Below are 18,219 nucleotides of genomic sequence, written 5' to 3'. Positions count from 1 at the left end.
GATGTGGCGGAGATAAAATCCCACGAATTCGAGACCTTCCTGCAGAAATCGGCTGGAAATTATCGGATCTTCGTCATTTACGGGCCGGATCGCGGCCTCGTTTCCGAACGTGCCGGTCTGCTCGCCGGCAAGACCGGTGTTGCCCTCGATGATCCCTTCTCGCTGACCAAACTTGATATCTCCGACCTGCAGAAGGATCCCGGACGATTGGTCGACGAGGTTCAATCCATCGGCCTGTTCGGTGGTGAGAAACTGATCTGGATCCGCGGCGCCGCCAATGAAAAATATCTTGTCGATCCCTTGGCGCTGTTGGCCGAAAAGCCGCTTGAAGCCGCCCATCTGATCGTGGAAGCCGGAGACCTGAAGAAGGGCTCCCTGCTTCGCAAGACGGCCGAGACGGCGCGATCGATCATGACGATCCCGTCTTACGCCGATGACAGCCGCGCCCTGAATGCCTTGATCGACATGGAACTTGGCGCAGAAAAGCTCGGCATCACGCCGGCTGCGCGCCAGGCGCTGGTCGCATTGATCGGCGGCGACCGCATCGCTTCGCGCAACGAGGTGCGTAAACTTGCCCTCTATTGTCGCGGCTTCCCGACAGTCGAAGAACATCACGTTACCGAAATAATCGGTGACGCGAGCGCGATCTCCGTCGACGATGCCGTCGACGCCATCCTGAGTGGCGATCTCAACGCTTTTCTGCATGCCATGCAGAAGATCAGCAGCTCGAAAACGGCGATTTTTCTCGTGCTGCAGGCCTGCTTGAAGCAGTTTCAGCTTCTCGATACCATGCGGGCCGAAATGGAAGAAAAGCGCCTGCAGGCACCTCAGATCATGCAGACGATGGGGCGTCATCTGCATTTCCGCCGCAAGCCGATCATCGAACAGGCCCTGCGGCAGTGGACCGCGGAGAGCATCGCCCGGGAATCCAATCGTCTGCAGGCCGCAATTCTGCAAAGCCGCCGGCGACAGGTTCTGGAAGACAGCGTGGCGATGCAGACGCTCCTCTCCACCACCCTTCAATCCGGTCGTAAATCCGCCTGACCATATCACCCGGAGTGCGGGGCCGCGTGAATCAGTTCTACGGCGACCCGCTCTTATGCATGTCGCTCGAAAGTGGGCAGCGGCTCCGGGATAAAGACGTGCGGAAAACAAAAAGTGTGTCGCATGAACAGTTGATGCGACGCGCTTTGGTTACCGCCTCTCAAGCAAGCGGCAAATTTCCTCGAGTTGCTCAAGCGACTTGTAGGAGATTTTGATCTGGCCACCGCTGGTCTTGTGATTGATCGAAACATCGAGGCCGAGCGCATCGGAAAGCGTCCGCTCTAGGGCGATCGTATCAGAATCCTTCTGATCTCGCCGCAACGCCGGCTGCTGCGGCTCCGATTGCGCCTTGATGTTGTTTTGCGCCAGCTTTTCTGCGTCGCGCACCGACATGCCCTTGGCAACGATCGTACGGGCAAGGCTTGCCGGGTCGGGGGTGGAAACAAGGGCGCGGGCATGGCCAGCCGACAGGCTGCCGGCGGCAAGCATGTCACGCACCGGATCGGGCAATTTCAGCAGACGCAGGGAGTTGGCGACATGGCTGCGGCTTTTGCCGATGATTTCGCCGAGATCATTCTGGGTATAGCCGTATTCGGCAATAAGCTGCTCGTAACCCAGAGCTTCTTCAAGCGCGTTGAGATCCGCCCGCTGGACGTTTTCGACAATGGCGATTTCCAACGCCGTCTTGTCATCGACGTCACGAATAATGACGGGGATCTCAATCAGCCCGGCCAGCTGGGCTGCCCGCCAACGGCGTTCGCCGGCGATGATTTCGTATCGGTCCCGGTCCATCGTTCGCACGACGATGGGCTGCACGATCCCGTGCTGGCGAATAGAACTGGCAAGATCATGCAGTTCGGCGTCATCAAAAAAACGACGTGGATTGCGCGGATTGCGGCTGACAAACTCGATCGGGATCATGCGGTCGGCACTGACGGTCCGCTCAGCTTCCACCGGAACAGGCTGATCCATTTCCCCAATCAGCGCCGCAAGGCCGCGGCCTAATCGCCGCTTCGATACATCGTCATTCATGATCTACACTCACCTACGCCCCTGATATGATAATTACGCGGCCAGTCTCTGGCGTTCCCTTTGGATGACCTCGGAGGCCAGCTGCAGATAGGCCTGGCTGCCCGCGCATTTCAGATCATAAAGAATAGCCGGCTTGCCGTAGGAGGGCGCCTCGGAAACCCGGACATTGCGCGGAATTAACGTGTGATAAACCTTTTCTCCGAGATGTGTGCGCACATCATTGACCACCTGCTGGGCAAGATTGTTGCGCGCATCGAACATCGTCAGGACGATTCCTTGAATGTCCAGGCGCGGATTAACCGTTCGACGAACCTGGCTGACGGTCTCCAACAACTGGCTCAGCCCCTCCAACGCGAAGAATTCACATTGCAGCGGCACCAGCACCGAATGCGCTGCCGCCATGGCATTCATTGTCAGCAGATTGAACGACGGCGGGCAATCCAGAAGAATATAGGAAAACGCCATTGCCTCGGGCGACGACAGCGCCTTGCGCAATTTGAACACCCGGTCGCTCTGCTGTGAAATCTCCATCTCGATACCCAGCAGATCCATCGTCGAAGGAACGATGAAAAGGTTGGGCACCGCCGTTTCAAGGGTGACGTCGCTGATGCTGCGCTCCCCCACCATAAGGTCATAGGAGGAGAGTTTCCGATCGCGACGATCGATGCCGAGGCCAGTGCTGGCATTGCCCTGCGGATCGAGATCGACGATCAAGACACGCTCACCGATAGCGGCAAGGGCCGTTGCCAGATTGATCGCGGTGGTGGTTTTACCAACGCCGCCCTTCTGATTTGCGATGGTGATTATTCGGTGTCGTTCGCCAGCCATTGCAGCAATATCCGATCTGTTAAACCAAGCGCCGGAGATTCGATATTTCCAAAATAACAGATTCCTGCTCGACGGCGCTCTTATGTTCTAACAGATCGAATTCCCACCGACCACGGGCTTTGTCGATTTCCCTCAGGTAATCCCGGCCTTTATGAAAGAAGCCACGACAATTGTCATTGCCAAGCATCCAGGCGGCCGAATAGCCGATCAGTCCGTCGAGATCCGCCAGGGCTCGGGCCGAGATTGCGCCGCAATCGCCGATTTCGGCAGCCGCATCTTCGATTCGAATGGCATGCACGCTGCCGCGCGCATTGGTCTCCCGCAGCGCCGTCCGCAGAAACGCTGCTTTTTTATGGTTGCTCTCGACCAGGTGGACCCATCCGTCCTGCAATTCAGCCAGGTAGATCGCCGTGATCACCCCAGGGAAACCACCGCCGCTCCCGAGATCCACCCAGGTAATCGGTTGCGGATGGATCTGAAAAATCTGGCTGCTATCGGCAATATGCCGATGCCACAGATCATCGAGCGTCGATGGCGCCACCAGATTGATGGTCTTCGCCCACTTCTGAAAGAGCGTTGCGAAGTGCTGGAGCCGTTCCTGTGTTTCACGTGAAACACGCAAGCCGTTCAATTCCATTCTGAAAGACTCTCAAATCTGGTAATCAGGCTGTGTGGCGTACCGAAGAACTCTGTCGACGCAGGTGCACCAGCAGCAACGCAATGGCTGCCGGCGTCATACCCTCGACAATGGCAGCCTGGGCAATGTTGAAAGGCCGCACGGCATTCAGCTTCGTCTTCAGCTCATTCGACAGGCCGGAGAGGGCGCCGTAATTAAAGTCGGCCGGGATCTGCCGTTCCTCGTCGCGCTGCTGATCGGCAATCGCGGACGCCTGCCTATCGAGGTAAACCGAATAACCCGCTTCGATTTCCAATGCTTCCGCAATCTTTGGCGCGATCCCGGCAACGGCCTCCGGCCAGACATGCCGAAGCACGGCAAAATCATAATTGGGATAAGACAGGAGGTCATAGGCCGTTCGGCGCTGGCCATCCAGATTGATATTCAAGCCGGCGCGTCGCGCCTCATTGGGCGTCACCGCCAGCGACTGCAGCAGCGCTCGGCCGGCGTCGATATCCGTCTGATAGGCCGTGAATCGCCGCCCGCGCTCGGCGCTGACGCAGCCCAGCTGCATCGCCAACGGTGTCAGGCGCATATCGGCATTGTCGGCGCGGAGCGTCAGGCGATATTCCGCCCGGGAGGTAAACATTCGGTACGGTTCCGTAACGCCGCGGGAGGTCAGATCGTCGATCATCACGCCGATATAGGAACTGGTGCGGCTAAAATGAAACGGTTCCGAATCGCTGCTTCGCAACGCAGCATTCAGTCCGGCCGCCAAGCCTTGCGCCCCCGCCTCTTCATAACCGGTGGTGCCGTTGATCTGGCCGGCGAGGAAGAGACCTTTCAGCCGCTTGACCTCCAGCGACGGTGTCAGCTCCCGCGGGTCGACATGGTCATATTCGATCGCATAACCCGGTTGGAGAATCCGCGCCTTCTCGAGACCGGGAATTGTCTTGATAAATTCGGCCTGGACCTCTGCGGGAAGAGAGGTCGAGGTCCCGTTCGGATAGACGGTATCGTCATCGAGCCCTTCGGGTTCCAGAAAGACCTGATGTCCGTCGCGCTCGCCGAACTTTACCAGCTTGTCTTCGATAGAGGGGCAATAGCGCGGACCGACGCCTTCGATCTGGCCGGAATACATCGCCGATCGCATGATGTTGTCGACAATGATGCGGTGCGTTGCTTCGGTTGTCCTGGTGACCCCGCACTCGATCTGCGGCGTGGTGATCGCGTCGGTCATAAACGAGAAGGGGATAAGATCGGCGTCAGCCCCCTGACGGCCCACGGCTTGCCAGTCGATCGTCTTTCCATCCAGCCGTGCCGGCGTTCCGGTTTTCAGACGCCCCAACTGCAGCCCGAGCCTGGCCAGGGTGGCGGACAATCCGATCGACGGGGCTTCACCGACGCGGCCGGCCGGTGTCTTCTCCGAACCGATATGAATGAGCCCGCGCAAGAAGGTACCGGTGGTCAGAACCACCGCTGGCGTCCTCAAGGTCCGGCCATCCTTCATAATAACGCCGGTGACCCGGCCGTCGGCAATATCCAGATCAAACGCGTCGCCCTCGACGATTTCAAGGTCGGGTGTCGCTTCGATCGCCGCCAGCATGGCCAGGCGATAGAGCTTGCGATCGGCCTGCGTCCGCGGTCCGCGGACAGCGGCGCCCTTCTTTTTGTTCAGCATCCGGAACTGAATGCCCGCGGCGTCGGCAACGCGACCCATCAGGCCATCCATGGCATCGATCTCGCGCACCAGATGGCCTTTACCAAGCCCGCCGATCGCCGGATTACACGACATGACGCCGATCGTATCCCGCCTATGCGTTACCAGAGCGGTTTTCGCACCGAGGCGCGCAGCCGCATTGGCTGCCTCCGACCCCGCATGGCCGCCGCCGATGACAATCACATCGTAGACATTGTCGCTCATCTCAAACTCCATTCGAGCAGACGTTTCACGTGAATCCCGAAGGCTCAAGGTTTCACGTGAATCATTTGCCGATACAAAACTCCGAGAAGATCACCCCGAGCAGCTGCTCGACATCAACTCTTCCGGTAATCCTACCCAAATATTCGGCCGCGGTGCGAAGCTGTTCGGTCCGCAATTCGAGATCCACGTCTGTTTGCGAAATCGCCGTGTCTAGCGCCAATAAACATTTCGCTAGCGAATCCTTATGCCGTTGCCGGCTCGGAATCGCCATCGACAGGCCGCCGAAACGTTCGGCGACTAGAGTGCCGATCAACTGTCGCAATTCCGGCAGACCATCGCCCGTCGCCGTCGAGATCTGCAGGTCATATCGATCTGTGCCGACGCCGATCAGATCCTTTTTCGTCCCGACAGTAACATGCGGAGAGGTCTGGTCCAAGTCGTCGGGGATCAGGGGATTTGCCATGTCGACCAGCAACAGAACGAGATCGGCATCACGCAGCGCGACGCGGGCCCGGCGTACACCTTCCATTTCGACCCGGTCGTCCGCCTCCCGAAGGCCCGCGGTGTCGTAGAGCTTGATCAGGTAACCGTCAATGTCGAGATCAACCTGCAGAACATCGCGCGTCGTTCCGGCGATCTCCGTGACGATCGCCACGTCGCGGCGTGCTAGAGCATTCAGCAGGCTGGATTTCCCCGCATTCGGCGCGCCAGCGATGACGACCTTGAAACCGTCCCTGATGACCTCGCCGGCCGACGCCGCAGCCAGGTGTTCTTCGATCTCGGTGCGAAGCTTCGCCATATCGGCCCAGACCATGTCAGACACCGAACCGGGAACATCGTCCTCATCGGGAAAATCGAGTTCCGCTTCGATCAGCGCCCGCGCCCGCGTCAATCGTTCCGCCCACGAATCGTAAATGGCGGAAAGTCCGCCGGCGCTATGCTCGATCGCAAGGCGTCGCTGCATCTCGGTTTCGGCGCCAATCAGATCGGCCAAGCCTTCGGCCTCGACGAGATCAAGCTTGCCATTTTCAAAAGCCCGGCGCGAGAACTCGCCCTCTACTGCCATCCGCACACCCGGAACATCGCCAAGCGCGTGAAACAGCGCCGCCAGCACGGCCCGGCTGCCGTGGATCTGCAGCTCGGCGACATCCTCGCCGGTAAACGAATGCGGGGCCGGAAAAAACAGCACGAGGCCGTTGTCGATCGGCTGGTTGTTACGAGTCCGAATCGTTCGGTAGGAAGCATGCCGATCGGCCGGCACCGATCCGACCAGCCTGATCAACAGCTCCCGGGTTGACGGGCCACTGATGCGAACGATCGAAACACCCGAGGGCGGGGGACCGCTCGAGAGCGCAAATATGGTATCAGTCAACATTTCCATATCGCTGGTCCGTCGGTTGGAATCCGAATTGATCCCTCTCAAATAGAAAAAGCTGGCGACATCGTGGCGATGTCTCCAGCTCTGATCATTGCATGTCGCCCGGCAGTCGGCAGCGGTTCCGCACGACATGCGTAAAATAAGGAGCCAAAACGCATCGCATCGATCGGGTTGACACGATACGCTTTAGCTGAATCCGGCTAAGGATTACGTATTCATCGAGTCGAAGAAGTCGGAATTGTTCTTCGTCTGCTTGAGCTTGTCGATCAGGAATTCGATCGCATCCGTCGTGCCCATCGGCGCCAGGATACGGCGAAGCACGAAGATCTTCTGCAGATCCTGGCGTGGAACAAGCAGGTCTTCCTTGCGGGTGCCGGACTTCAGGATGTCCATCGCCGGGAAGATGCGCTTGTCGGCGACCTTGCGGTCGAGAACGATTTCCGAGTTGCCGGTACCCTTGAACTCTTCGAAGATGACTTCATCCATACGGCTGCCGGTATCGATCAGCGCCGTGGCGATGATGGTGAGTGAGCCGCCTTCTTCGATATTACGTGCGGCGCCGAAGAAGCGCTTCGGCCGCTGCAGGGCGTTGGCATCGACACCACCGGTCAGGACCTTGCCGGAAGAGGGAACGACGGTGTTGTAGGCGCGGCCGAGGCGGGTGATCGAATCCAGCAGGATGACGACATCGCGCCCATGCTCGACCAGGCGCTTCGCCTTTTCGATGACCATTTCGGCCACCTGGACGTGGCGCACAGCCGGTTCGTCGAAGGTCGAGGAGATGACCTCGCCCCGGACCGAGCGCTGCATGTCGGTTACTTCCTCGGGGCGTTCGTCGATCAGCAGGACGATGAGGTAGCATTCCGGATGGTTTGCCGTGATCGAATGCGCAATGTTCTGCAACAGCACGGTCTTACCGGTGCGGGGAGGCGCCACGATCAACCCGCGCTGGCCCTTGCCGAGCGGCGCCACCAGATCGATCACCCGCGGCGACAGATCCTTGGAGGTGGGAATATCGAGTTCCATCTTGAAACGCTCGTTCGGATAGAGCGGCGTCAGATTGTCGAAGTGAACCTTATGACGGATCTTTTCCGGATCGTCGAAATTGATGGTGTTGACCTTGAGCAGCGCGAAATAACGCTCGCCTTCCTTCGGTCCACGGATCGGTCCCTCGACCGTATCGCCGGTCTTCAGGGAGAAACGGCGGATCTGCGAAGGCGAGATATAAATATCGTCAGGACCCGGCAGATAGTTTGCATTGGCGGAACGCAGGAAACCAAACCCGTCCTGCAGCACCTCGACGACACCTTCGCCGATAATCTCGACATCCTGGCTGGCGAGCATCTTGAGGATGGCAAACATCAGCTCCTGCTTGCGCATCGTGCTGGCATTCTCGACCTCGAGCGATTCGGCGAAAGCCAGAAGATCCGTCGGGGATTTGCTCTTAAGTTCCTGAAGCTTCATTTCAGCCATGAAGTGACCAATACTCTTTTCAATTTCGAAGGGGAAAGGCGATGTTGGGTCGTATTCGGTACTGCGAAGGGCTCGCAGACGACTGAACTCTACACACATGCCACGTAGATGAGATGCGCGGAAAATAGCGACTCGTGATCGCTGCCGCAAGAGGGCTGCTTAAAATGAAGCAAATTTAACCTGAGGCTGATTTTGCCTCAGAATGGCTTCACCACCACGAGGATCACGATGACGATCATCAGCACCGTCGGCGCCTCGTTCATGAACCGCCAATAACGGGCGGAACGGCGATTTTCATCCCGTTCGAACGCGCTGACCGCGCGGCTGAAAAACATATGAACGCCGGTCAACAGCACGACGAGACCGATCTTCGCATGCAGCCAGCCACCCTGGAATCCATAGACCGACCAGGCGAGATAGAGGCCGAAAATCCAGGTCAGCATCATTGCCGGCGTCATGATGATTCGAAGCAGCCGGCGCTCCATCACCTTGAAGGTTTCCGATTGCACCGAACCCGGTTCGGCATCGGTGTGGTAGATGAACAGCCGCGGCATATAAAACAGGCCGGCCATCCAGGAGATGACCGCAATGATATGCAGCGCCTTGATCCAGAGATAGAGATTGTCGGGGTTCCAGGCGAAAAGCCCGACCGCCATCAGCGCGAAGAAGGCCAACGCAAAATGGGCTCGGCGCCGGGCGTAGGCGCCAGGTCTCCGGTCCGTCTGCCTTTCCATCGTCACGCGTCCCCCCGCATCTGCCCACCCCGCACGCGATCGACCAGCAGCCGCACATGCTCGGGGTCGGCCTGCGGCGTGATGCCATGACCGAGATTGAAGATCAGCGGCCCATTGCCGAGATGCTGCAGAATATCGTCGATACCCTCTTCCAGCGCCCGGCCGCCGGCAACGACCCGCATCGGATCGAGGTTGCCTTGAACCGGCCCGTCTTTCTGCAGTTCGACGGCAAAGGCCAGCGGCACCGACCAGTCGAGGCCGATCGCATCCGCGCCGGTCTTCTGACGATAGGTCTTCAGCTGGTAGCCCGCACCCTTGGCAAAGGCAATGATGCGCGCCTGCGGCCGCCGCGATTTGACCGAAGCGATTATCCGCGCAACCGGCCGGATCGCGAAAGACTCGAACTCCTTCTCACCGAGAACGCCGGCCCAGGAATCGAAAATCTGCACGGCATCGGCGCCGGCATCGATCTGAGCGACGAGATAATCGGCCGAGACGTTGGCCAGCAGCATCAGGAGATGTTCGAAAGCGCGGGGATACCTGTAGGCGAAGAGGCGGGCAGGCGCCTGATCCGGCGTGCCGTGACCGGCGATCATATAGGTCGCAACCGTCCAGGGTGCGCCGCAGAAGCCGAGCAGCGTCGTCTCATCAGGCAATTCCTCACGCAGCCGCCGCACCGTCTCCAGAACCGGCCTGAGATAATCGACAACCTCTTCGCCATTCAATCTGCCGATACCGGCTTCATCGATCGGATCCATCTCCGGGCCATGGCCCTCGGTAAACCGGACATTCCGTTTCATCGCGTCGGGGATGACCAGGATATCGGAAAACAGAATGGCGGCATCGAAGCCATAGCGGCGGATCGGCTGCAATGTCACTTCGACGGCATGATCGGGCGAATAGCAGAGATCGAGGAAACTTCCGGCCTTAGCTCGCGTCTCTCGATATTCCGGGAGATAACGTCCCGCCTGTCTCATCAGCCAGAGAGGAGGAGGCGAGAGGCTTTCGCCATCCAGAACCCTCATGATCTTTCGGCGCGTCTCGCTCAAGCGCTTCTTCCCTATAAAAAATCAAAGATATTTTAAAAGGTTTCTATTTCTTAGAGTCGGTGTCTATCAAGGATTAAAATCCATCCACCGCCGATGCCATTTGTCGCGCACCGGCAAAAAACATTGGAAGGATTTCGCCGTTTTTTCCGACGTTCGGGGAAAAGCCGAATCTGAAAATGATTCCAAGTTCTTCCGGATCGGTCATTTTTTTCGTAGCTGTGGATAGGCTGTGGACCAGTTTTCAAGAAATCGATCTCTTCCCCATCGTCCACAGGGCCGACCGAAACCGATCCGCAAAATCCGAAATGTGGATAAGGAGGCATGTTTTCCCTTGCCGGAGGCCGCCTCGGCACCGTAGCTCTGTTTCATCAAGTCTTTTCAACAGGCAGCGGAAAATAGCGTGGAGAACAGAACGAACTTCTTTCATCTGCATCTGATTTCTGACTCAACGGGAGAGACTCTGATCTCCGCCGGCCGCGCTGCATCGGCGCAGTTCCGATCGGCTCAGCCGATCGAACACGTCTATCCGCTGATCCGCAACCGCAAACAGCTGCTGCCGGTTCTGCAGGCGATCGACGATGCGCCGGGCATCGTGCTCTACACGATCGTCGACCGCGAGCTTGCAAGCCTGATCGATGAGCGCTGCGTCGAAATGGGTGTCGCCTCGGTGAACGTGCTGGAGCCGGTCATGAATGCCTTCCAGATCTATCTCGGCGCCCCGTCGCGCCGCCGGGTCGGCGCCCAGCATGTGATGAATGCCGGCTACTTCGCGCGGATCGAAGCGCTGAATTTCACCATGGACCACGACGACGGTCAGATGCCGGACGACTACAACGATGCCGATGTCGTCATTATCGGCATCAGCCGCACGTCGAAAACACCGACCAGCATCTACCTCGCCAACCGCGGCATCAAGACGGCAAACATTCCGATTGTCTATGGCGTGCCGTTGCCGGAGAGCCTGTTCATCGCCAGCAAACCGTTGATCGTCTGCCTGATCGCCACCACCGACCGCATTTCCCAGGTGCGGGAAAACCGTGTGCTTGGGGCGACGCAGGGTTTTGATCGCGAACACTATACCGACCGCGCCGCGATCTCCGAGGAGCTGAAATATGCCCGCTCGCTCTGCGCCCGCCACAACTGGCCGCTGATCGACGTGACGCGCCGTTCAATCGAGGAAACCGCCGCGGCAATCGTTGCCCTGCGCCCGAAGCTGCGCTAAGCGCTGACCGAAGCCGGCACCCCGAGGAAGCCATGATACCCAAACTCATCCTTGCATCATCGAGCCCCTTTCGGCGGATGCTGATGGAAAATGCCGGTCTATCCTTCGAGGCGCATGCCGCCAACATCGATGAAAGAGCGGTCGAAGCTCCGCTGGAAAACGCCGGCGCAACGCCGGATGCCGTCGCCCTCGTCCTGGCCAAGGCCAAGGCCGAGGATGTCAGCAGCCGTTTTCCGGACGGCCTGGTTATCGGTTCTGATCAGACGATGTCGCTTGGCGACCGTGTCTTCCATAAGCCGAAAGACATGGTCGATGCGGCGAATCACCTTCAAGCCCTTTCGGGAACGACCCACCGCTTGAACAGCGCCGTCGCGATCGTCAGCAACGGCGTGGTTCTGTGGCAGCATCTCGCCCATGCGGAACTGACGATGCGGCCGTTGGCGGCGGATTTCATCGCCAGGCACCTGGCGCGCGTCGGCGACAGGGCGCTTTCCAGCGTCGGCGCCTATCAGTTGGAGGGGGAGGGCATTCAGCTTTTCGAGAAAATCGAGGGTGATTATTTCACCATTCTCGGCTTGCCGATGCTGCCGCTGTTAAAAAAATTGCGAGATCTCGGAGCGATCGATGGGTGATTCACGTGAAACATTCGGACCGGAAGCGTTTGTCACGGGCTTTCCGATCAAGCATTCGCGCTCGCCGTTGATTCATGGATATTGGCTGAAAACGCTCAGCCTGCCAGGCAGCTACCGCGCCCATGAAGTGGCGCCCGAGGCCTTTGCCGATTTCATTGCCGCGCTGAAAGATGGCAGCTCCGGCTTCGTCGGCGGTAATGTCACCATTCCCCACAAGGAACTGGCTTTCAGGCTCGCCGATAAGCCGGACGCGTTGTCGCGTGAACTCGGCGCTTCGAACACGCTCTGGCTCGAAGATGGCCTCCTGCATGCGACGAATACCGACGGTCGCGGTTTCATTGCCAATCTCGACGAACGCCATCCGGGCTGGGACCGGCATGATACGGCGGTCGTCTTTGGCGCCGGCGGTGCCAGCCGGGCGATTATCCAGGCGGTCCGCGATCGCGGTTTCAGGGAGATCCACGTCGTCAACCGCACCGTCGAACGGGCGCGTGAACTGGCGGATCGCTTTGGCCCGAAAGTTCGGGCCCACCCGGCCGGCGCACTTGCCGAAGTCATGAAAGGCGCCGGTCTCTTCATCAACACGACCTCGCTCGGCATGGACGGCGAGGCCGCACCGCACCTCGATTTCACGCCGCTTGCAGCCGATGCCGTCGTCACCGATATCGTCTATATCCCGCTGAAGACGCCGATCCTGGCGCAGGCGGAAGCGCAGGGATTTCCCATCGTCGATGGTCTCGGCATGCTTCTGCACCAGGCCGTGCCGGGCTTCGAGAAATGGTTCGGCCGGCGTCCGGTCGTCGACGCGGCGCTGCGCGGGCTGATCATCGCCGATATGGAAGCGCACTGATGCTGACGATCGGCCTCACCGGCTCCATCGCTATGGGAAAATCGACGGCGGCAAAGCTCTTCGCCGAGGCGGGAATTCCGTTGAACGATTCCGATGCCGTGGTCCACGATCTCTATACCGGTGAGGCTGCACCCCTGGTGGATGCCGCTTTTCCCGGCACAATGAAGGATGGCGCGGTCGACCGGCATGAACTCGGCCGCCAGCTTGCTCTTGATCCCGACGGTTTCAAACGCCTGGAGGCGATCGTCCATCCGCTGGTTCGCAAACGCGAGACGGAATTTCTGGCGCGACAGCGCGCCGCCGGCGCCGAGATGGTATTGCTCGATATTCCTCTACTCTTCGAAACCGGCGCCTGGGAAAGAGTGGATGTCATCGTCGTCGTCAGCGCCGATCCACAGATTCAGCGCCAAAGGGTGCTTGCGCGACCAGGCATGACCGAGGAAAAATTCGATATGATTCTCTCCCGTCAGACGCCGGACGCCGAAAAGCGCCGCCGGGCCGATTATCTGATCGACACCAGCCAGAAGATCGCGGTCACGAAAAAACGGGTGCTCGCGATCGTCGCCGACCTGAAAACGCGGATTGCCAAGGGAGATTTCCGGAATGCGTGAGATCATTTTCGATACGGAAACCACCGGCCTCGACAACCGCGCCGACCGCATCATCGAAATCGGCGGCATCGAGCTCTTCAACCATTTTCCGACGGGCAATGTGATCCATATCTTCATCAATCCGGGAGATCAGAAGGTTCATCCGGATGCGCTCGCCGTGCACGGCATCACCGACGAGTTCCTGAAGGACAAGAAACCTTTCGCCGACGTTGCCGAAGAAATCCTGACCTTCTTCGGCGATGCCAAGTGGATCGCCCACAACGCCACCTTCGATATGGGCTTCATCAACGCCGAATTCGCCCGGATCGGTTTGCCGCCGATCCTGCCGGAGAGGGTGGTCGATACGCTGTCGATGGCGCGGCGCAAACATCCGATGGGGCCGAATTCGCTCGACGCGCTCTGCCGGCGCTACGGCATCGACAATTCGCACCGCACCAAACACGGCGCGCTGCTCGACTCCGAATTGCTTGCCGAAGTCTATATCGAGATGATCGGCGGCAGACAGGCAGCCTTCGGCCTGAGCACCGCTACATCAGGCCAGAACGGTCGCGGCGATCGGGCGGAGGAAGATGACGTGGTGATTGCATCGGTGCTCGAAAGGCCCCGACCGCTCGCCCCGCGCCTCAGCCAATCCGAGGCGCAGGCGCATGAGGCGCTCGTCGCCAAGCTCGGCGACAAAGGCATCTGGGCCAAATACGCTGATTAACCAGCCCTCAATTGAAAATGCCCGGGACTTGCCCGGGCATCCGCATATCAAAACAGCAAAGATCGGTTCAGTTCGGAACGGCCTGAACCTTGGCGCGGGCCTGTTCTTCGGCAACGCGCTGAGCGAACATCTGCGTGAAGTCGATCGGGTCGATCATCAGCGGCGGGAAACCACCGTTGCGGGTGACGTCGGCGATGATCTGACGGGCGAAGGGGAAGAGCATGCGCGGGCACTCGATGAAGAGAACCGGCAGCATGTGTTCCTGCGGGAAACCGGCAACGCGGAAGACGCCGCCATAGGCAAGCTCGGTATGGAAAACCGTCTTGTCGCCGTCCTTGGCTTCGGCATTCAGCGATAGCACGACATCGAAATCCGTATCCGAAAGCGGATTGGCGTTGACGTTCACATTGATGTTGATCGTCGGCGCCTTGTCGCGGGCCTGCAGCGAACGCGGCGCGCCCGGATTTTCGAAGGAGAGATCCTTGGTATATTGCGCAAGGATCGAAAGGGTGGGGCTGGCCGCACCGTTGCTGTTGTTATCGTCTGCCATTGGCTTTTCCTCGAGGGGCATGGGAATGGTGCGCGCCATCTAACATTTCAGGGAAGGGCTTACAACCCTGAGCGCTTGGCCTGGGCGCCTGACCTGGGCTTGGCGCAGTTGATCGGTCGAAGCGTCTCAATCGCCGAGATGTTTGCCGGACCACGGCGAGTTGCGGTCAGGTTCCCTATGATAGTCCTCGTCGTCGAGATCCACCACCTTCGAGTTTGGCTTGCGGTCGCGGAAATCGGGTTGCGGGCCAGGGGAAAAGCCGCCCTTGGCATTGACGACGACGAAGCGTTTGGCGATCGCCCGCCAGACGAGATCGCGCACCGGCGGAATGAGAATGAGGATCGCGATGATATCCGTAAGGAAGCCGGGAATGATCAGCAGCAGCGAGGCGATGACATTCATCGCCGGCCGCAGCAGGTCGCGGCCCGGCATCACCCCGTTTCGTCCTTCACTCGACATGCGGCGCAAAATACCGATGCCCTGCCTGCGCAGCAGAACCACCCCGACAACGAAGCCCAGCATGACAAGCGCCAGCGTCAGCCACAATCCGATTGCCCGGCCGACGACGACGAAACCGGCAATTTCGGCGAGTGGCAGCAGCAGAATGAAAGCTGGCAGGATGGAAAAACGCATGGTCGTCATGTCCCGGGCTTGCCGGTCTCCTCTTGGGCGCCGGCGAAGATGCCAGCCATCATTTGAATCATCTGTATAGGCAGACTATATGGGAGTACAAATCAGAGATGTTAACGGCGGCTGCGATACGATATGAGTTCGAACGACTTCATCACATTATTCTTCCTGGTGGCGGCTGTGCTGATTTTCTTTCAGCTGCGCTCCGTGCTCGGGCGCCGCACAGGAAATGAGAAGCCGCCGCGCGATCTCTATACGCCGCGGGACGCAGCACCGGCCGAGGCCGCCGATGGCGGCAAGGTCGTGACGCTGCCGCGCCGCGATGCGACGACGGAGGACGAGGATCGCTTCGCCGCCATCGATGCCTTCGCCGCGCCGGGAACGCCGCTCAACGAATCGCTGCGCGCGCTGAACAAGGCCGATCCCGCCTTCAGCCCGAAGGAGTTTCTGAACGGCGCCCGCATGGCTTACGAGATGATCGTCATGGCCTATGCCGACGGCGACCGGAAAACGCTGAAGAACTTGCTGTCCCGCGAAGTCTATGACGGCTTCGATGCGGCGATCGGCGAGCGCGAAACCCGGGGCGAGAAGGTGAAGTCCACCTTCGTCGGCATCGACAAGGCCGAGATCACCCATGCCGAGACGAAGGGCAGCGAAGCGCAGATCACCATTCGCATCATCAGCCAGCTGATATCGGCCACCTACGACAAGGCGGATGTGCTGATCGAAGGCGACGCCGAAAACGTCGCCGAGGTCAACGATCTCTGGACCTTCGCCCGCGACACCCGCTCGCGCGATCCGAACTGGAAACTCGTGGCGACCGAATCGGAACATGAGTGACCACGCATCGGACTTCGTCCTGCAGGCCATGAGCTTCGACAATTTGGAAGGCTGGAAGGACGACGATCCCTCCGGCCTTTTTGAAGTGATGCGACGCTGCCGACGGCAGATCACCGATGTCAAACCCTACCGCACCGGATCGCTTGGGCTGAGCGCGGAAGATCTGCTGCCGCTTCTCACGGCCGCCGAAGATTTCACGCCGTCATCTCCGGCATCGGCGCGCGCCTTTTTCGAGACGCATTGTCGGCCCTTCCGGATCCGCCGTAGGGATGGCAATTCCGGCTTCGTCACCGCCTTCTACGAACCTGACATCGAGGTCTCGGAGCGGCCGGACGAAATCTTCCGTTTCCCTTTCTACCGTCGCCCGGACGATCTGATCGATCTCGACGACGACAATCGCCCTGCCGGGCTCGACGGCTCCTATGCTTTCGGGCGTCTGCATGACGGCCGCATCGGTACCTATCCGGATCGCCGCGCCATCGATCAGGGCTTTCTCGAAGGCCGGGGCCTCGAAATCGCCTGGGCGAAATCAAAGGTCGATGTCTTCTTCGTGCATGTGCAGGGTGCGGCCCGCCTCCGTTACAGCGATGGCCGTATCGGCCGCATCACCTATGCGGCGAAGGCCGGCCATGCTTTTTCGGCAGTGGGCAAGCTGCTGATCGACCGAGGCGAGATTGATCGCGCCGACATCTCGATGCAGACGATCCGTGCCTGGCTGGCGCGCAATCCCGAGCGTGTGGACGAAGTGCTATGGCATAACCGCTCCTATATTTTTTTCCGCGAGGCGTCGGTGGCTGATCCGCAGGCAGGTCCGATCGCCGCCGCCAAGGTGCCGCTTCTCACCGGGCGCTCGCTTGCGGTCGACCGGATGATCCATACGTTCGGCTTTCCCTTTTTCATCCGCGCCGAAAGTCTTACCCATCTCGACCACGGCCGGCCCTTTCGCCGGCTGATGCTGGCGCTCGATACCGGCTCGGCAATCGTCGGGCCGGCCCGGGGTGATATCTTTACCGGATCGGGGGATATGGCCGGAGAAAGTGCCGGCACCGTCCGCAACGACGCCGATTTCGCGATCCTCATTCCGAATGCCGCTGCCGGAAGATTCGACTGATGGCCAGGGATCGCAAGCTCAGCACAGATGAGAGGATCCTCTGGGGCAAGGTCGCCCGCAGCACGCGACCAATGCCGGGCAAGACAGGTGAGTTGACCGAACTCGATGCCTTTCTCGCCGAAGCCGAAGCGGCGGCCGAACGGGAACAGGAAAAGCAGACACTCACCGCGCCCATGCCGCTGCAGCCGACAGTACCGTCAACCATGAAACCGTCCGCCGGGGTGCATCATCCGCTGGAAAAGCCGGTCAAGCGCAAGATCGCCAAGGGGCGGCTGGCGCTCGAAGCGCGGATCGACCTGCACGGGCTGGTGCAGAGCGAGGCTCATGCCATCCTTCTCGATTTTCTGATCCGCGCCCACGAGCGCGGCATGCGCCATGTATTGGTCATAACAGGCAAGGGCAGCTCGATGGGCAGCGACGGCGCGCTGAAGCGAGCCGTGCCCCTGTGGTTCTCGAAGCCGGAATTCCGCTACCTGATCTCCTCTTATGAGTCGGCCGCACAGCATCATGGCGGTGAGGGCGCGCTCTATATCCGCCTGTCGCGACGGCCAGGGGAGAGGCCATGACTCCGTTCGGAGAGGCTGTTCGCCGGCTGAGAGCGCGTAAAGGTGTGTCACAGAAGGAGATGGCGGAAGCGCTGAACGTTTCTCCCGCCTATCTCTCGGCGCTCGAACATGGCAAGCGCGGTCTGCCGACATTCGATCTGCTGCAGCGCATCGCCGGCTATTTCAACATCATCTGGGACGAGGCCGAGGAACTGTTCCTGCTCGCCCGCTCTTCCGCCCCGCGCGTGGTGATCGACACGTCAGGCCTGCCGCCGGAATATACCGAATTTGCCAATCGGCTGGCGCGCCAGATTCGCAACCTTGACAGCGCAGAGATCGGCCGGTTATCCGCTCTTCTCGAAAATGACGGCAAAGGCGACGGAAAAGCGTCATAATCCCCTGTTTTATGGCTTGTTCAGGGGACTTGCCATTGGGAACCGGGTG

At 59.6% G+C, this 18,219-nt stretch carries 21 protein-coding genes; 10 read left to right on the top strand and 11 right to left on the bottom strand.

Features of this window, described 5'->3' with window-relative positions; all coding sequences use genetic code 11:
- The first annotated feature begins 3 nt into the window (after positions 1 to 3).
- On the top strand, positions 4 to 1,044 hold the full coding sequence (holA, locus tag CO667_RS07435) for a DNA polymerase III subunit delta (RefSeq protein WP_097618086.1): 1,041 nt from the start codon (positions 4 to 6) through the stop codon (positions 1,042 to 1,044).
- Between the two features lie 150 nt (positions 1,045 to 1,194).
- Here holA and CO667_RS07430 read toward each other — a convergent pair whose 3' ends face one another.
- The 9 genes from CO667_RS07430 to CO667_RS36235 all read right to left on the bottom strand — a co-directional run bounded on the left by CO667_RS07430 (position 1,195) and on the right by CO667_RS36235 (position 10,283).
- On the bottom strand, positions 1,195 to 2,076 hold the full coding sequence (locus CO667_RS07430) for a ParB/RepB/Spo0J family partition protein (RefSeq protein ID WP_097617781.1): 882 nt from the start codon (positions 2,074 to 2,076) through the stop codon (positions 1,195 to 1,197).
- Between the two features lie 33 nt (positions 2,077 to 2,109).
- Positions 2,110 to 2,904 (bottom strand): ParA family protein, encoded by a 795-nt coding sequence (locus tag CO667_RS07425; protein ID WP_097617780.1) that lies wholly within the window; start codon positions 2,902 to 2,904, stop codon positions 2,110 to 2,112.
- Positions 2,905 to 2,923: 19 nt separating this feature from the next.
- The gene (gene rsmG, locus CO667_RS07420) at positions 2,924 to 3,541 is read right to left on the bottom strand and encodes a 16S rRNA (guanine(527)-N(7))-methyltransferase RsmG (protein ID WP_097617779.1); all 618 of its coding nucleotides are present in this window, start codon (positions 3,539 to 3,541) and stop codon (positions 2,924 to 2,926) included.
- Between the two features lie 25 nt (positions 3,542 to 3,566).
- Positions 3,567 to 5,444, bottom strand: coding sequence for a tRNA uridine-5-carboxymethylaminomethyl(34) synthesis enzyme MnmG (mnmG, locus tag CO667_RS07415; protein ID WP_097617778.1), 1,878 nt, complete (start codon positions 5,442 to 5,444; stop codon positions 3,567 to 3,569).
- 61 nt (positions 5,445 to 5,505) lie between these two features.
- The gene (gene mnmE / locus CO667_RS07410) at positions 5,506 to 6,825 is read right to left on the bottom strand and encodes a tRNA uridine-5-carboxymethylaminomethyl(34) synthesis GTPase MnmE (RefSeq protein WP_097617777.1); all 1,320 of its coding nucleotides are present in this window, start codon (positions 6,823 to 6,825) and stop codon (positions 5,506 to 5,508) included.
- Between the two features lie 204 nt (positions 6,826 to 7,029).
- Entirely contained in the window at positions 7,030 to 8,295 is a 1,266-nt protein-coding gene (rho, locus tag CO667_RS07405) for a transcription termination factor Rho (protein ID WP_003571435.1), read from the bottom strand.
- Between the two features lie 197 nt (positions 8,296 to 8,492).
- Positions 8,493 to 9,029: a protoporphyrinogen oxidase HemJ gene (gene hemJ / locus CO667_RS07400; protein WP_097617776.1), complete on the bottom strand. Its 537-nt coding sequence runs from the start codon at positions 9,027 to 9,029 to the stop codon at positions 8,493 to 8,495.
- Between the two features lie 2 nt (positions 9,030 to 9,031).
- Positions 9,032 to 10,078: a uroporphyrinogen decarboxylase gene (gene hemE / locus CO667_RS07395; RefSeq protein WP_097617775.1), complete on the bottom strand. Its 1,047-nt coding sequence runs from the start codon at positions 10,076 to 10,078 to the stop codon at positions 9,032 to 9,034.
- A 73-nt stretch (positions 10,079 to 10,151) separates the two neighbouring features.
- Positions 10,152 to 10,283 (bottom strand): hypothetical protein, encoded by a 132-nt coding sequence (locus CO667_RS36235; protein ID WP_280953210.1) that lies wholly within the window; start codon positions 10,281 to 10,283, stop codon positions 10,152 to 10,154.
- 195 nt (positions 10,284 to 10,478) lie between these two features.
- On the opposite strand from CO667_RS36235, the gene CO667_RS07385 reads away from it, so the two are divergent.
- Genes CO667_RS07385 through dnaQ form a run of 5 tightly spaced genes read left to right on the top strand, consistent with a single transcriptional unit; the run spans position 10,479 to position 14,099 of the window.
- Positions 10,479 to 11,300: a pyruvate, water dikinase regulatory protein gene (locus CO667_RS07385; RefSeq protein ID WP_097617774.1), complete on the top strand. Its 822-nt coding sequence runs from the start codon at positions 10,479 to 10,481 to the stop codon at positions 11,298 to 11,300.
- A gap of 32 nt (positions 11,301 to 11,332) precedes the next feature.
- Entirely contained in the window at positions 11,333 to 11,932 is a 600-nt protein-coding gene (locus CO667_RS07380; RefSeq protein ID WP_097617773.1) for a Maf-like protein, read from the top strand.
- Positions 11,925 to 12,782 carry a shikimate dehydrogenase gene (locus CO667_RS07375; protein ID WP_097617772.1) on the top strand — a complete coding sequence of 286 codons (858 nt, stop codon included), beginning with the start codon at positions 11,925 to 11,927 and terminating at the stop codon, positions 12,780 to 12,782. The genes CO667_RS07380 and CO667_RS07375 overlap by 8 nt, the downstream gene beginning before the upstream one ends.
- Positions 12,782 to 13,393, top strand: a complete 612-nt coding sequence (coaE, locus tag CO667_RS07370) for a dephospho-CoA kinase (protein ID WP_097617771.1) — start codon at positions 12,782 to 12,784, stop codon at positions 13,391 to 13,393. The genes CO667_RS07375 and coaE overlap by 1 nt, the downstream gene beginning before the upstream one ends.
- Positions 13,386 to 14,099, top strand: a complete 714-nt coding sequence (gene dnaQ / locus CO667_RS07365; protein WP_097617770.1) for a DNA polymerase III subunit epsilon — start codon at positions 13,386 to 13,388, stop codon at positions 14,097 to 14,099. Before coaE ends, dnaQ begins: the two co-directional genes overlap by 8 nt.
- Before the next feature lie 67 nt (positions 14,100 to 14,166).
- Here dnaQ and secB read toward each other — a convergent pair whose 3' ends face one another.
- Together secB and CO667_RS07355 are read right to left on the bottom strand one after the other, a co-directional pair.
- Positions 14,167 to 14,649, bottom strand: a complete 483-nt coding sequence (gene secB / locus CO667_RS07360; protein ID WP_097617769.1) for a protein-export chaperone SecB — start codon at positions 14,647 to 14,649, stop codon at positions 14,167 to 14,169.
- 126 nt (positions 14,650 to 14,775) lie between these two features.
- Entirely contained in the window at positions 14,776 to 15,282 is a 507-nt protein-coding gene (locus CO667_RS07355) for an FxsA family protein (RefSeq protein ID WP_097618085.1), read from the bottom strand.
- A gap of 132 nt (positions 15,283 to 15,414) precedes the next feature.
- On the opposite strand from CO667_RS07355, the gene CO667_RS07350 reads away from it, so the two are divergent.
- From CO667_RS07350 to CO667_RS07335, 4 genes are read left to right on the top strand one after another with little or no spacing between them, the layout of a single operon-like run.
- Entirely contained in the window at positions 15,415 to 16,119 is a 705-nt protein-coding gene (locus tag CO667_RS07350; RefSeq protein ID WP_097617768.1) for a Tim44/TimA family putative adaptor protein, read from the top strand.
- Entirely contained in the window at positions 16,112 to 17,230 is a 1,119-nt protein-coding gene (locus CO667_RS07345) for a murein transglycosylase A (RefSeq protein ID WP_097617767.1), read from the top strand. Before CO667_RS07350 ends, CO667_RS07345 begins: the two co-directional genes overlap by 8 nt.
- On the top strand, positions 17,230 to 17,796 hold the full coding sequence (locus tag CO667_RS07340; protein ID WP_097617766.1) for a Smr/MutS family protein: 567 nt from the start codon (positions 17,230 to 17,232) through the stop codon (positions 17,794 to 17,796). Before CO667_RS07345 ends, CO667_RS07340 begins: the two co-directional genes overlap by 1 nt.
- On the top strand, positions 17,793 to 18,170 hold the full coding sequence (locus CO667_RS07335) for a helix-turn-helix transcriptional regulator (protein ID WP_097617765.1): 378 nt from the start codon (positions 17,793 to 17,795) through the stop codon (positions 18,168 to 18,170). Before CO667_RS07340 ends, CO667_RS07335 begins: the two co-directional genes overlap by 4 nt.
- Positions 18,171 to 18,219 lie beyond the last annotated feature (49 nt).

This window comes from Rhizobium sp. L43 (genome assembly GCF_002531725.1).
GTDB lineage: Bacteria > Pseudomonadota > Alphaproteobacteria > Rhizobiales > Rhizobiaceae > Rhizobium.
Note: the sequence above shows the minus strand (reverse complement) of the source record. Positions and strands in the feature narration are given on the sequence as shown.

Coding starts and splice junctions, on each gene's coding strand:
- CO667_RS07430 (WP_097617781.1), bottom strand. CDS start 2,076: ATGAATGACGATGTATCGAAGCGGCGATTAGGCCGCGGCCTTGCGGCG.
- CO667_RS07425 (WP_097617780.1), bottom strand. CDS start 2,904: ATGGCTGGCGAACGACACCGAATAATCACCATCGCAAATCAGAAGGGC.
- rsmG (WP_097617779.1), bottom strand. CDS start 3,541: ATGGAATTGAACGGCTTGCGTGTTTCACGTGAAACACAGGAACGGCTC.
- mnmG (WP_097617778.1), bottom strand. CDS start 5,444: ATGAGCGACAATGTCTACGATGTGATTGTCATCGGCGGCGGCCATGCG.
- mnmE (WP_097617777.1), bottom strand. CDS start 6,825: ATGGAAATGTTGACTGATACCATATTTGCGCTCTCGAGCGGTCCCCCG.
- rho (WP_003571435.1), bottom strand. CDS start 8,295: ATGGCTGAAATGAAGCTTCAGGAACTTAAGAGCAAATCCCCGACGGAT.
- hemJ (WP_097617776.1), bottom strand. CDS start 9,029: ATGGAAAGGCAGACGGACCGGAGACCTGGCGCCTACGCCCGGCGCCGA.
- CO667_RS36235 (WP_280953210.1), bottom strand. CDS start 10,283: ATGACCGATCCGGAAGAACTTGGAATCATTTTCAGATTCGGCTTTTCC.
- CO667_RS07380 (WP_097617773.1), top strand. CDS start 11,333: ATGATACCCAAACTCATCCTTGCATCATCGAGCCCCTTTCGGCGGATG.
- CO667_RS07375 (WP_097617772.1), top strand. CDS start 11,925: ATGGGTGATTCACGTGAAACATTCGGACCGGAAGCGTTTGTCACGGGC.
- coaE (WP_097617771.1), top strand. CDS start 12,782: ATGCTGACGATCGGCCTCACCGGCTCCATCGCTATGGGAAAATCGACG.
- dnaQ (WP_097617770.1), top strand. CDS start 13,386: ATGCGTGAGATCATTTTCGATACGGAAACCACCGGCCTCGACAACCGC.
- secB (WP_097617769.1), bottom strand. CDS start 14,649: ATGGCAGACGATAACAACAGCAACGGTGCGGCCAGCCCCACCCTTTCG.
- CO667_RS07355 (WP_097618085.1), bottom strand. CDS start 15,282: ATGCGTTTTTCCATCCTGCCAGCTTTCATTCTGCTGCTGCCACTCGCC.
- CO667_RS07350 (WP_097617768.1), top strand. CDS start 15,415: ATGAGTTCGAACGACTTCATCACATTATTCTTCCTGGTGGCGGCTGTG.
- CO667_RS07345 (WP_097617767.1), top strand. CDS start 16,112: ATGAGTGACCACGCATCGGACTTCGTCCTGCAGGCCATGAGCTTCGAC.
- CO667_RS07340 (WP_097617766.1), top strand. CDS start 17,230: ATGGCCAGGGATCGCAAGCTCAGCACAGATGAGAGGATCCTCTGGGGC.
- CO667_RS07335 (WP_097617765.1), top strand. CDS start 17,793: ATGACTCCGTTCGGAGAGGCTGTTCGCCGGCTGAGAGCGCGTAAAGGT.